The following is a 13,084-nucleotide window of genomic DNA, read 5'->3' as shown; positions in this document are numbered from 1 at the left end:
CAGCAGCACCACGCTGGCCCACGAACTGCGCCACAAATCGCCGCGCTCGATGCCGAACCACAGGCAATCGGCCAGCAACAGCGTAAGCAGCCATACGCTGCCGACATGAACGGCACGATTCAGTTTGAGGGCAGCGATATGGCTCTGGGTTTGCGTGTCGTTCTTGTAGAGCATCCAGTAATGCAAACCAAGGGCCAGCAGCCAGATGGCCCAGGCCGGCGTGTACAGGACACGTTCCCCGGACAGCTCTTGCGCGATAAAACCGAGCGCCAGCGGCAACAGGGTAAACCGGCTGGGCCAGGCGGCCACCGTCCAATTGCTGCGGCGCGCCAGCAGCAACGACAGCCATGCGCTCGCCACCAGCGCCAGCACTACCAGCAACTGCTGGATGCCGGCGCCGAATACGGGCACACTTGCCATGCCGGTTTCGCTGCCGGGCAGCTCGCGGCAGATTTCCAGGATCCACGCCAGGCACCAGAACAGGAACCCGAACAGGTACACCGGCTGAGACAGCACCGCTTCGGCCTTGGCAAATTCCCTGGCCCAGCGCGAATCGCTATGCGGCAGCACGCCACGCAGCCACCAGGCGATGGCAAATGCCGGCAAAGCGATGAACATGGCTCCCATGAACATCGGATTGGCCAGCGGCCAGGCCGACACATTGTCATCGATCCCTGCCAGGAAAGCGCCGGCAGCCACCACTTGCAACAGCAGCCCGAACCCGCGCGGCATCCAGCGCGCCTGGCGCATGCCGACCCAGAAGGCGCCGGCGCCTTCGAGCGCCCACACCGCTGAGGTCCAGCGCATGTCGAGGGCGAGCGGCACGGCCAGGGTCACAAAACCGAGGCCGATGGCGATCATCGATTCAATCATCAGGCGATAACTATCCCGCCCGCGGCGCAGCAGCAGCGCCGCCAGCACCAGATACAGCGCGGCAAATCCCAATGCCGAAAAAGCGCTGCCGAACTTGAACTGGTCGACCAGGCCGGCCTGCAAGCCAAACCCGACCAGCGCCGTGCCGAACATCAGCGTGCTGTCGACGGTGTTGCCAAGCCGGGTCGGCGTGTTACGCGCATACAAGATCGCCGCCGCCACATAAATCAGCACGAACACAATCAGGAACAGCTGCGAACTCATGTATTGCGCCGGCTGGTACTTGAGCACGCCCCACAGCGTAGCCACGCCAAAGGTGGCGACAAAACCCACCATGTTCAGCACACGCCAGGAACGTTTATAGGCGATGAACAGGATCGCCAGGTTCAGCACCGTGTAATAACTGAACAGGGCGACGCTGCTACCGCCTCCAGTGGAGAGCAGCAGCGGCACCGCAAAACCGCCGGCAAAAGCCGCTACCGCCAGCGCCCGCGAGTTCTGCAGCAGCGCCAGCGCGCAGCTCAGGGCGCACACCACGATCATCACCCCGAAAGCCGGCAGCGGCGAAATCAAGTCAAAGCGGCGGAAGGCGGCAAACACGGTGAGGTAGATCACCGCCACGCCGCCGCCCTGCAAGGCCAGCGCAAAAGCCGGCTTGGCCTGGCGCTTGCCGAAACCGATAGCCAGCAGCACGATCCCGGCGACAGCGACCGCCGACAACCGCAACTCCACCGGAAACAGGCCGGCGGCGGCCGCATAACTGGACAGGAAAGACAGGCCGATGAACAGGATCACCAGGCCGATACGCACAATCGTATTACCGCCAAGAAGCCAGTTCCTGGCCGCGGCGAAAGCCAGCTCCACGGCGTTCGGTGCAGCCGGTGGAAGGACGCGGGCAGGTGCAGGCGGCGCTGCCGGCTGCGTGTTGGGGGGAATGCTTGAAGCCGCGGGCTGGATGGCGATTGCGGCTGGCGCTGCGGCAATCGAAGCAGCGCCTGGCTCGCTTGCCTGCGCCGGGTTGCTGGCCGGTTTTGCATCGGGAACGGCAGCCTGGCTGCTTGGTCCGGTCCGCAGCTTCAACACTTCCAGCCGCAATTTTTCGTTGGCCGCGCGAATCTCGCTACGGATCGCATGCTGCAATCCCAATCCCGCCAGCAAACCGAGTCCGCCGCCCAAAAAGATGCCGAAGTCACCGTATCCCGAGCTCGGCCACAGCCAACCCAGTACAGCCCCGCAAAGAATCCCCCACATAACCATAGTGTCAGCTCTCTTGTTGTTATTGGCTCAGGTATTGTCTGTTATGTGCATGCTTGACGCAATGGTAAGTATCTCGGCCATTGCACAATACTGATTCGCGCTCCGCAGTATCGAACTCTTCTCGGATTGAGGCTAAACGCACAGCCAAGTATCGTTTGCATTCATCGGCTGCTGCGGAATACAGTACTTACCTGATGATTGTTTCAGCGCCGCTGGCGCTCAATCTCTCCCAGCTCAGGCCGAATTTCACCAAATATTTCTTGAGCCGGTCCGCATCGTTAGGTTTTTCCTTAGCGCTACGCGATGCGGCGAACAGTTTGCGGCCTGCATCGGACATCGATTTCGAGCGCCGGCATATCTCGATTACCGCCCTCAGTTGCATGACATCGAACAGATCCATTTGCGCTACCTGATCTCGTCCCAAGATTTCTTCGAGATCGACTCCATCCGTGTCGCTCGACGGCGCTACGTAGTGATGCCACAACCGTTTCAGGCGCCGGGTCTCATCTGACACAATTACATCGGTAATGCGGCCAGCATCAGCCAATGTCGCCATACGCGTCACGGAAGCAGATAAATCCCTGAAATTACCCATCCACAATGCCTCCGCCGACATCGCGAAACGCATGTAGCGATCCCGCGCCTCTTTGTTCAGGCGCACCATCTGGCCGTTTTCGGCGCCGAATTGCGCCAGCAGGTAATCGATATTGGGTTCGATATCTTCGGAGCGGTCTACCAGTCCAGGCAGCTCGTATGTCCATAGGTTGATACGTGCATACAAGTCTTCGCGGAAGCGTCCGGCCACAACTTCTCTCGACAGGTCCCGATTGGTGCCTGCGATCAGCTGGAAGTCGCTTTGCACCTCGTGGTCGCCGCCTACCGGAAGAAAACGCTTTTCCTCGACCGCTTTCAGCAGCATGGCTTGCTCGTCCAGGCCCAGTTCTCCAATCTCATCGAGGAACAGCAGTCCCTTGTGCGCTGTCCGCAGCAAGCCTGGGCGGTCCGCAGCAGCACCTGTGAACGCACCCTTGATATGACCGAACAATGTAGATCCGGCGCCGTCGCCATGCAGTGTTGCGCAATTGAGCTCGACGAATTTTCCATCCAGCTGATGGCGCGCTTTCTTCAACTCGAACACACGCCGGGCAAGAAACGATTTGCCGGCGCCGGTAGGTCCCATCAACAAGATAGGCGCCTTCGATTTGATGGCGACGCGTTCGATTTCATCGATCATGGTATTGAAGCGCGCATTACGGGTTGCAATGCCCGACTTCAGAAATGCAACACCCTCCTCTTGTTCACGCGAAAAACGCTGCGCGATCTGGTCATACCTGGAAAGATCGAGATCGATCAGCGTATAGCTCCCCGGATCACCAGCCGTATGCCGGCGCGGTGGCGAAGATTGCAGCAGGCGCCCCGGGAAATAATGCGCCTCCGTCATCAGGAACATGCAGATCTGGACCACGTGCGAACCGGTCGTGATGTGAATCCAGTATTCCTCGTTATCTGTATCGAACGGGTAATTCTTCGCAAAATCGAACAGGCTGCCGTACACGTCTTCAAAATCCCAGGGATCGACAATAGGCAGCTGATGGGCAACCACCTCGGTTTCCGGAGAGACCGATCCGATATCGCGCGTTACCTGGTGTACGAGGTTTTCGTATTGGCCGCTGTACAGCAACTCCAGACGTTCGATCACCATCTCGTCATGCTGCGTTAACGCGACCGTCGGACGCCACTTGTCCCAACGGCCGCTGCCAGCACCCTTGTCTAGCTGAGTACCGACAAATCCAATAACAACAACGCGTTTCTTCTTCATATTCTGGATAAATCTTTATCTATAAAGATAATTTATCACAGTTTTCCATAATTCCATATAGCCGCCCTTTCTCCGAATATAAAAAATAATTCCTTTTTAATCAAAAGGTTAGATGAATCCATATCGCAGAAATCAAGCCTGGCACAGTCGTTGCAATATAAGAGACATAGAGGCGGGCAGATGGAATCAAAATCCCGCCGCAAACGAATAGAAACAGTGACTAAGAACAGAGGAAATGAAAATGGCTAATACCCAGTTGTTCCAGAGCTTGAAGGGCGCATTCCTGCCGAAAACGAACGCCGTCAACATGCAAGGTGCGCCGGCCTATGCATTGTCGCCACGCCATCGGCTGGCGCAATACGCAGCCACCGGATGCCTGAACGCGACTTACTACGCAAGCGCCGAAGCACAACTGGAAACGGTATTGGAGTTGTGTGCGGAAGTCGATGCGCACTTCATTGCGCAGACCGCCGTGTATTGCCGTGAACGCGGATACATGAAAGATATGCCCGCACTGTTGACAGCAACGCTGGCAGGACAAGGAACACCCGAGCTGTCACGCACCTTCAAACGCGTGATCAATAACGGCAAGATGCTGCGCAATTTTGTGCAAATCATGCGGTCAGGCGCCGTAGGGCGCAAGTCCTTGGGCACTCGTCCGAAGAAGCTGGTGCAAGCATGGTTGAACAGCGCTTCCGAAAAAGAATTGCTGTCCGCTGCGGTAGGTAATGCGCCATCGCTGGCTGACGTGGTGAAGATGGTCCACCCCAAACCGGCGGAAGCCTGGCGTGAAGCGTTCTTCGCATGGCTGATCGGCAAGACATATGACGCGCAGGCATTGCCGCCCCAGGTAAAGGCATTTGAGGCGTACAAGGCCGACCGCTCGCAACCGCTGCCGAATGTGCCGTTCCAGATGCTGACCGCGCTGGAGTTATCGGATGAGGCGTGGGCGCAGATTGCGCGCCAGAGCGGATGGCAGATGTTGCGCATGAACCTGAATACATTTGCGCGCCATGGTGTGTATGCCTTGCCAGGCATGACGGCAATCATTGCAGGAAAACTGCGCGACGCCGAAGCGATTTCAAAAGCCATGGTGTTTCCATACCAGTTAATGGCCGCTTATGTCGCAGCGAACAAAGAGATACCAATGGAAATTAGTGAAGCATTACAAGACGCGATGGAAATTGCGCTGAACAACGTACCGGAAATTGCTGGAAAAGTAGTGGTGTGTCCTGACGTATCGGGTTCCATGCGTTCATCCGCCACCGGATATCGCGGTTCCGCAACATCGGCGATTCGTTGCATCGATGTCGCTGCGCTGATGGCCGCTGCGATGCTGCGCAAGAATCCGGACACGCTGGTGCTGCCGTTCGAGAACGACGTAGTGGCCTGCAATGTGAACCCGCGCGATTCAGTCATGACGAATGCCAGCAAGCTGGCATCCATCGGTGGCGGCGGCACCAATTGCAGCGCGCCGTTGGCGCGGTTGAACAAGAACAAGGCAAAGGCTGACCTGGTGATTTTTGTATCGGATAACGAATCCTGGGTGGATACGCGGCGTAGCGGCGCAACCGCCACGATGCGTGAATGGGAAATATTCAAGCAACACAATCCGAACGCCAGGCTGGTTTGTATCGACGTCACGCCATACAACACGGCGCAGGCTGCAGAACGGGAAGACATATTGAATATCGGCGGTTTTTCAGACGATATATTCCGGATTGTCGCCGACTTCGCAGCCGGCCAGCTAAGTTCAGCGCACTGGGTGGGTGAAATTCAATCCATCGTTATTTGACGACCCTCGCCAGGTATGGCTGAGAGTCTTATTAAAGGAGCTCGATATGAGCTGGGTAATCAGAATTAGCAGTACAGGTTTTGAGCGCGGCATGAATGCCGATGTGATTACATCAAAGTGTCTCGTCACATCAACCTCTTGTCATACTGTGGCTCAACTGCGCGTTTCCCCGAATGCGGACAGGACTACATCGGGTAAAGCCGGTTCGAATCCGGCCTGCCAGGCGGAACAAGTCTGGCAGAATGTCCTGTCGACTCTTGTCGGGATTTGATTGGTCGCGCATTATCAGGTTTTAGGCGAATGCAGGTGGAACTACATCATTAAACCTGGGGAGGTGCGGGTTCAAATCCCGCCGATGACAGACTATCGTCGCCGTAGCTTAACTGGAAGAGCGCCGTGCGGGCAACCGCACACTGTTTCACCACTCCTTGTCGCCAGTTTGTTTTTGATGAATGCGGATGAAATTACGCGGAAAGAGCGCCGGGGCTTGCTCCGGAGGTCCCCGGTTCAAAGCCGGGTCGGTGCAAATCGATAGCTCAGAAAACATTTCATCATTACTTGTCATCACCCTTATTTTAAAAAGAAGAAGATCATGAAGCACGAAGAATACGATGTACTGAATGTTGAAGGCGGAAGCCATATCAAGATGTGGACCAAGGGCGTACCTGTGGAAACCGAAGCCAAACAACAACTGGCAAATACCGCGAAAATGCCATTTATCTACAAACATCTGGCCGTGATGCCTGACGTCCACGTTGGTAAAGGTTCAACCATCGGCAGCGTGATCCCAACCCTGGGTGCAGTCATTCCTGCCGCCGTCGGCGTAGATATCGGTTGCGGAATGATGGCCGCCAAAACCACCTTGAACGCCAGTGATCTGCCCGATAACCTTGGACCGTTGCGTAGCGCGATCGAAAAGGCTGTCCCGCACGGAATGTCGCCCAAGACACGCGGATTCAAGGGACGCGACAAGGGTTCCTGGGATACGCCGCCGACGCCGGTTGATGCAGCATGGGCGCAGTTGAAAGACGAGTTTGACGTGGTTTGCCTGAAAACGCCAAAACTGAAGAACACCAATAATTATCGTCACCTGGGTACTTTGGGCTCAGGTAACCACTTCATTGAAGTGTGCCTGGACGAAGCCAATGCGGTCTGGTTTATGCTGCACTCCGGATCACGCGGCGTGGGTAACGCGATCGGCTCTCATTTCATCGAGCTGGCCAAGCAGGATATGCGTACGCATTTCATTAATTTGCCGGACCAGGATCTGGCCTACCTGCCGGAGGGTACCCAGCATTACGACGATTACATCGAAGCCGTGGGCTGGGCGCAGAAATTTGCGCGCATGAACCGTGAAGTGATGATGCAAAACCTGATTGCAGCTGTCCGCACCGTGATCAGCAAACCGTTCGAAACGCACGTGGAGGCAGTAAATTGCCACCATAACTACGTGCAGAAAGAGCACCATTTCGGGAAGGATGTGCTGGTAACACGTAAAGGCGCAGTATCTGCGCGTGCGGGTGAACTCGGGATTATTCCGGGATCGATGGGAGCAAAAAGCTTCATTGTGCGTGGAAAAGGCAATGCGGACAGCTTCAACAGCTGCAGTCACGGCGCCGGACGTACCATGAGCCGGACCGAAGCAAAGAAGCGCTTTACCATTGATGACCAGATCAAGGCGACGCAAGGTGTGGAATGCCGTAAAGATGCCAATGTGATCGATGAAATCCCAATGGCATACAAGGATATCGATGCTGTAATGCAAGCGCAGCACGCGCTGGTGGAAGTCGTGCATACCCTGAAACAAGTGGTGTGCGTCAAAGGATAAGAGAAGAGACTGTCTCTCTTGTGAGATGTCATGGCTCCGGTTTCAGCCGGAACCATGACGATAAAAATAAAGAAATGAATAAAATGATTGAACTAGATGGAGCAACAGGGGAAGGCGGCGGCCAGGTTTTGCGCACGGCATTGACCTTGTCGATGATTACCGGGCAACCGTTTCGCATTACCGACATCAGGGCCAACCGGCCCAAGCCTGGACTGATGCGCCAGCACCTGGTAGCGGTACAGGCTGCTGCCGAAATAAGCAACGCCGATATCGGCGCTGCAACCGTGGGTTCGCAATCGCTGCAATTCGTGCCGGGAAAAATCAAAGGCGGCGAATACCGGTTCGCCATTGGCACTGCCGGTAGTTGCACCTTGGTATTGCAGACATTGTTGCCAGCGTTGCTGTACGCAGATGCGCCATCCGTGATCCATATCACTGGCGGCACCCATAATTCCATGGCCCCGCCAGCGCATTTTTTGCAGCGCGCATATGGCCGCGTGTTGTCCGAGATGGGGGCAACACTGGATATCGAACTGAAACGCTTCGGCTTTTATCCCGCCGGCGGCGGCGAAATCGTGGCGCGCGTATCGCCATGCGCACAGTTGCAACCGCTGGAATTGATGACACGCGGCGAGCGCCTGTCAGGCTATGCGGAAAGTTTTATAGCAGGAGTAACGGCTGATGTCGCAAAGCGGGAACTGGCTTGCGTGAAAATCGCCATGGGCTGGGACGAGCCGCAACTGTTGATCCGCGGCCTGGCCCACGATCAAGGGCCCGGCAATGCCTTGCTGCTTACGCTGGAGCACCAGCACGTGACAGACGTCTTCTGCGCTTTCGGCGAAAAAATGGTGCGTGCCGAGGCGGTTGCCAAAAAGGCAATCTCCCAAGTTCGGCAATATATTGCCTCCGGCGCTGCAGTAGGTGAGCACCTGGCCGATCAGATCATGCTGCCATTTGCATTGGCGGGAAGCGGCCGCTTCACGACCAGCTGCGTGTCCAAGCATGCGACGACCAACGCCGAAATCATCGGACGTTTTCTGCCGGTAGCGATTACCTTTGAAAACAATGATGCATTCAGTACCTGCACTATTCAAAAAAGCCGCTTTTGACTTTCGCCGAAGGCATTAATTTTCCGCGGTCCCGTCGGCACGATGATTTCGCTGGACGTGCGACCTGAAAAGGGACGTGAAAGCAGCAGTAGAGCTGCCGGCAGAGCCCACCTGAATGGGTTCACGCACCTGGTAAGGTGCTTCAATGGTGGTTTTAGCTTAACCGGCAAAGCACGCGGCTGTGACCCGCGAAGATATCGGATCATTCCCGATAAACCACCCCACCGGATTTGTACTCAATCGCCAGTAAAACAACGAAAAAACGCCCACTTTCCGAAATGAGGAGATGCTGGTTATAATCAGTGGCAAAGGTGAAGAAAATGATCTCCCATATTCTGACTCTCGATATCGCAGGCAATCCGTTCGACTGGATCTCGCCGCAAGATGCTGTGCTCTATTATGCGAGCGGGAAGGTGGCTTGGGAACTGGGAGATGGCGACATCGTTTTCCGCGGTGGTTATTCCCGCGCCGGCGTGCAGTCGCGCATCTCCGTCAAGCCCATCATCGCCATCGCCGGCAGCGCCATCATGGCGCGCATGCTGCACCTGGAACTGCCGCTGGGCCATCACAACGACTTGCTGTTCCGGCGTGACCGCTACACTTGCGCCTACTGCGGCGGCCGCTTTCCGCACAACGAACTGTCGCGCGATCACATACATGCGCGTTCCCATGGCGGCAAGGACACCTGGATGAACTGCGTCACCGCATGTAAAGACTGCAACCAGGAAAAGGGCAACAAGCATCTGGAAAGCTTCCGCCCGCTGCTGTATGTGCCCTATGTGCCATGCCGCGCCGAGCACTACCTGCTGAGCGGCAGGAATGTGCTGGCGGACCAGCATGATTACCTGGCGGCCCGGCTGCCCAAGCACAGCAGGATGCGCGACTTGAACTGAGCCGCGCCATCGTCTTCGGCGCGAAGATTCGCGCAAAAAACAACAAAACACGATCACGCAGAGACGAAACGTTTGACACTGCGTTTTCATCGAGCGCAGAATCGCAACTCAGGATTTTGACCAACGTATTTTTTTCAGGAAAGGAACGGCTATGCCACGGACGGCTATCAACAATTCAAAAAATAAATAGCCCCGCGCATGACTGCTCGGGGTCTTCGGCGATATTGCCGACCCGAGCCGGTCGTTCCAATCAAGAACCCCGGTGAGGAAACTCGCCGGGGTTTTTGCTTTTCCGGGCCAGGCATTGACCGGCCCGCAGCAGACGCACCGGCATGACGAACGGCGCTGCACACACTGCGCCAGGTCATTTGCGTGAAAGGATGAATATGAAAATGACGATCAAGTTGCCGAAACCGCGCAATCCGCTGGTTGCGCCGGCCAGGGCACGGAAAGCGGGAGCACATGCGGCGCATAATCCGGCACGCCGGACACGACGCAGCGAAAAACAAAACCTGAATCTGTTGCTTTCAGGACGAAAGAGGGACGGTGGCGACGATGCGTGACGATATGTTCAAGGTGATAGTGGAGCGGCCTCGCCGCGTCCACAGCAATGCATACAAAGGTGACGGCCGCCCTTTCCGCAATCAGGAAGACAGGCCTGGCCTGCTCGGCATGAAGAAAGGTTACAACGATCGCAAGGGTCTCAACGAAAACCTGGCGCCATTGAAGCGCTTCCTGGAAAAACAGATCAACCGGCCGTGGGATAAGGTCTACAGCGAAATCCGCGCCGCTATCGATGCACGCAGCACGGTCAAGCAGCATATCCTGCAGCATCTGGATAATTTCGTGGCGATCCAGACGCGCTGGGAAGGAAACGGCGTCGATGGCCGGGTCGTGCTTCGGCAAAACAGCTGGTCCGGACACTATGTCGGACTGGCGGAGTCCCACGCCGAAATGTTTGTCCATCCGCTGACCGGAATCCTGCTGCGCAATCGCTTTTATACAAATTTTTACACGGCCAGGAACAGGCAGAAGCTAGCACTGGAACAGGAAAAGTGCAAAATTCGCCGCATTGTTTCAGATCGTGTGCAATTGCATCTCCTCAACCAGATCTGGTATGAGGTGACGCTGGATAACCTGCCTCCGGTGCGCATCGTCCTGCAGGAAGCCGACGGCGTGGCCACGAAAAAGTCGGTCTGCGACAAGCGCTGGGATGTTATCCGGAAGGCGTGGGTGATGCTTGAAAACGATGCCCGCATGGCGCCGGCAGGAAGCAGCCAGGATTATTACGGTTGCGCATCGCTGTATGCGGTACGAAAGCGCCAGCTCAGTTCAAGGGAAATGCAGAAATATCAGCTGAATACTCCTCAAAAAGACCCGAAAGGGTCTTTTTTTTTGCTCCGGCTATTTGCCAGTACCGCCTTCGGCCGCATTTCCGGTTAACGACATGGCAAGCACGCGCGCCACATGCAGCGCAGCCATGTCCGCCCCATCACGGATCTGGTGCCTGCAGCTGGTGCCGTCCGCAACCACGATGCTGTCTTTGCCAGCCTTGCGCACCGCCGGTAACAGTGCCAGCTCAGCCATGGCGATCGAAGCATCATAGTGTTCGGCCTCGTAGCCGAAACTGCCGGCCATGCCGCAGCAGGAGGATTCCACCGTGGCCAGCTCGATTTGCGGGATCCACTGCAATACCGTTTGCACCGGCCGAAACGCGTCGAAGGCTTTTTGATGGCAATGCCCATGCACCAGGACTTTGTTGCCTGGCAGCGGCTTCAGGTCCAGATGGAAACAGCCTTCCTTTTTTTCTTTCACCAGGAATTCTTCAAAAAGATAGGCCGACTTCGCCAGTTTCTGCGCTTCCTCGCCATAACCATAATTGAGGAATTCGTCGCGCAAAGACAGCAGGCAGGAGGGCTCCAGCCCGACGATGGCGATTCCGCGTTCAACGAAGGGCATCAACGCATCCAGCGTCCTGCGCGCTTCCGCTTTTGCCTGTCCGACCAGGCCGGCGGACAGGTAGGTGCGGCCGCAGCACAAAGGTTTTTGGCCCGCCACCGTGTTGAAGTGCACCTTATAACCGGCGGCTTCCAGCACCGCTTGTGCGGCGCGGGCGTTTTCCGGCTCCATGTAATTATTGAAGGTGTCGACGAACAGCAATACTTCGCGCTCGCCGTTTTTGGCCAAATTTGCGGCCGATCTGGCATTGTCCAGGAAGGCATTCTTAAAGCGCGGGAAAGATCGTTGCGGCGCCAGCCCTATCTTTTTTTTCAGCCAGCCGGACAGCACCGGGATGCCATCGGCCCAGGCAATCAGGCCGCCGATGGCGCTGGCATACGGCGCATATTTCGGCATGAAACCGACCAGCTTGTCGCGCAGGCTGAGGCCATGTTTATCGGCCCATGCGGCGCGTGCTTCAATCTTGATTTTTGCCATGTCGACGCCGGTCGGGCAATCGCGCTTGCAGCCTTTGCACGATACGCACAGGTCAAGCACTTCCTTGACCTCGGTGCTGGCCAGGCCCTCGCTGCCGAGCTGGCCCGAAAGCGCCAGGCGCAGGGTATTGGCACGGCCGCGCGTGACGTGTTTTTCATCTTTGGTGATGCGATAGCTGGGGCACATGGTGCCGGCGTCGAATTTGCGGCAATGGCCGTTGTTGTTGCACATTTCAACCAGCTTGGCCAGGCCGCCAGTCTTGTCGCCGCCGCTGCCCGCCGCGGTTTCTGCGCCGGTCAGGGGATTGCGCTTGACGTTCCAGGACGACCAGTCCAGCAAAGGACGATGCGGCAACTCGCTGTAACCCGGCGCAAAGCGGAAATTGCTGGCATCGTCCATTTTCGGCGGACGCACGATCTTGTCCGGGTTGAAACGGTTCTCCGGATCGAACAGTTCCTTGATTTCGGTGAAAGCAGCATTGATTTTCGGGCCGTATTGCCACGCCACCCATTCGCCGCGGCACAGGCCGTCGCCGTGCTCGCCCGAATAAGCGCCTTTGTATTTGCGCACCAGCACCGAGGCTGCTTCGGCAATCTCGCGCATGTCCTTGGCGCCGCCGCGGCGCATGTCGAGTATCGGCCGCACGTGCAGGGTGCCGACGCTGGCGTGCGCATACCAGGTGCCTTCGGTGCCGTATTTGTGGAACACTTCGGTCAGCTGGCTGGTGTATTCGGCCAGGTGTTCCAGCGGCACGGCGCAATCTTCGATGAACGACACCGGCTTGCCGTCGCCCTTCATGCTCATCATAATGTTGAGGCCGGCCTTGCGCACATCCCACAGTGCTTTCTGGTCGGCCGCGTCGCTCATTTGCACCACGCAGCCGGGCAAGCCCAGGTCAGCCATCAATTGGTCCAGGTTAAGCAGTTTGTTCAGCAACGCGGCGTGATCGTCTCCAGCAAACTCCACCAGCAAGATCGCTTGCGGCTGGCCTGCCAGGGCTTTTTCAATCACCGGCTTGAATGCCGGATTGCTCATGGAGAGGTCGATCATGGTGCGGTCGACCAGTTCGACCGC

The 13,084-nt window shown here is 56.8% G+C and carries 9 protein-coding genes and 1 tRNA gene; 7 read left to right on the top strand and 3 right to left on the bottom strand.

From position 1 onward, the window contains the following. Together JWQ61_RS20610 and rtcR are read right to left on the bottom strand one after the other, a co-directional pair. Positions 1-2,049 (bottom strand): DUF2339 domain-containing protein (locus JWQ61_RS20610; protein ID WP_304362153.1); only part of this gene is annotated, 2,049 nt, incomplete at its 3' end. Between the two features lie 268 nt (positions 2,050-2,317). Continuing rightward, complete coding sequence (gene rtcR, locus JWQ61_RS20605; protein ID WP_304362152.1) at positions 2,318-3,949, bottom strand: RNA repair transcriptional activator RtcR; 1,632 nt, start codon at positions 3,947-3,949, stop codon at positions 2,318-2,320. Between the two features lie 241 nt (positions 3,950-4,190). On the opposite strand from rtcR, the gene JWQ61_RS20600 reads away from it, so the two are divergent. The 7 genes from JWQ61_RS20600 (at position 4,191) to JWQ61_RS20570 (ending at position 11,017) form a co-directional block, all read left to right on the top strand. After that, positions 4,191-5,744 carry an RNA-binding protein gene (locus tag JWQ61_RS20600; RefSeq protein ID WP_304362151.1) on the top strand — a complete coding sequence of 518 codons (1,554 nt, stop codon included), beginning with the start codon at positions 4,191-4,193 and terminating at the stop codon, positions 5,742-5,744. A 592-nt stretch (positions 5,745-6,336) separates the two neighbouring features. Next, positions 6,337-7,572, top strand: a complete 1,236-nt coding sequence (locus tag JWQ61_RS20595) for an RtcB family protein (RefSeq protein ID WP_304362150.1) — start codon at positions 6,337-6,339, stop codon at positions 7,570-7,572. Positions 7,573-7,655: 83 nt separating this feature from the next. Next, positions 7,656-8,681, top strand: a complete 1,026-nt coding sequence (gene rtcA / locus JWQ61_RS20590; protein WP_304362154.1) for an RNA 3'-terminal phosphate cyclase — start codon at positions 7,656-7,658, stop codon at positions 8,679-8,681. A 148-nt stretch (positions 8,682-8,829) separates the two neighbouring features. Then, positions 8,830-8,905: transfer RNA gene (locus JWQ61_RS20585), tRNA-His, on the top strand. 96 nt (positions 8,906-9,001) lie between these two features. Then, a complete protein-coding gene (locus tag JWQ61_RS20580; protein WP_041740999.1) occupies positions 9,002-9,574 on the top strand; it encodes an HNH endonuclease in 573 nt (190 codons plus the stop codon). Positions 9,575-9,960: 386 nt separating this feature from the next. Next, complete coding sequence (locus JWQ61_RS20575; protein ID WP_304362149.1) at positions 9,961-10,137, top strand: hypothetical protein; 177 nt, start codon at positions 9,961-9,963, stop codon at positions 10,135-10,137. Then, the gene (locus JWQ61_RS20570; RefSeq protein WP_304362148.1) at positions 10,130-11,017 is read left to right on the top strand and encodes a hypothetical protein; all 888 of its coding nucleotides are present in this window, start codon (positions 10,130-10,132) and stop codon (positions 11,015-11,017) included. The genes JWQ61_RS20575 and JWQ61_RS20570 overlap by 8 nt, the downstream gene beginning before the upstream one ends. Here the strand turns inward: JWQ61_RS20570 and JWQ61_RS20565 are convergent. Next, on the bottom strand, positions 10,979-13,084 hold a 2,106-nt coding region (locus JWQ61_RS20565), incomplete at its 5' end, for an FAD-binding and (Fe-S)-binding domain-containing protein (RefSeq protein WP_304362147.1). The two genes, JWQ61_RS20570 and JWQ61_RS20565, sit on opposite strands and share 39 nt — an antisense overlap.

This window comes from Collimonas fungivorans, assembly GCF_028292705.1.
Taxonomy (GTDB): domain Bacteria; phylum Pseudomonadota; class Gammaproteobacteria; order Burkholderiales; family Burkholderiaceae_D; genus Collimonas; species Collimonas fungivorans_B.
Note: the sequence above shows the minus strand (reverse complement) of the source record. Positions and strands in the feature narration are given on the sequence as shown.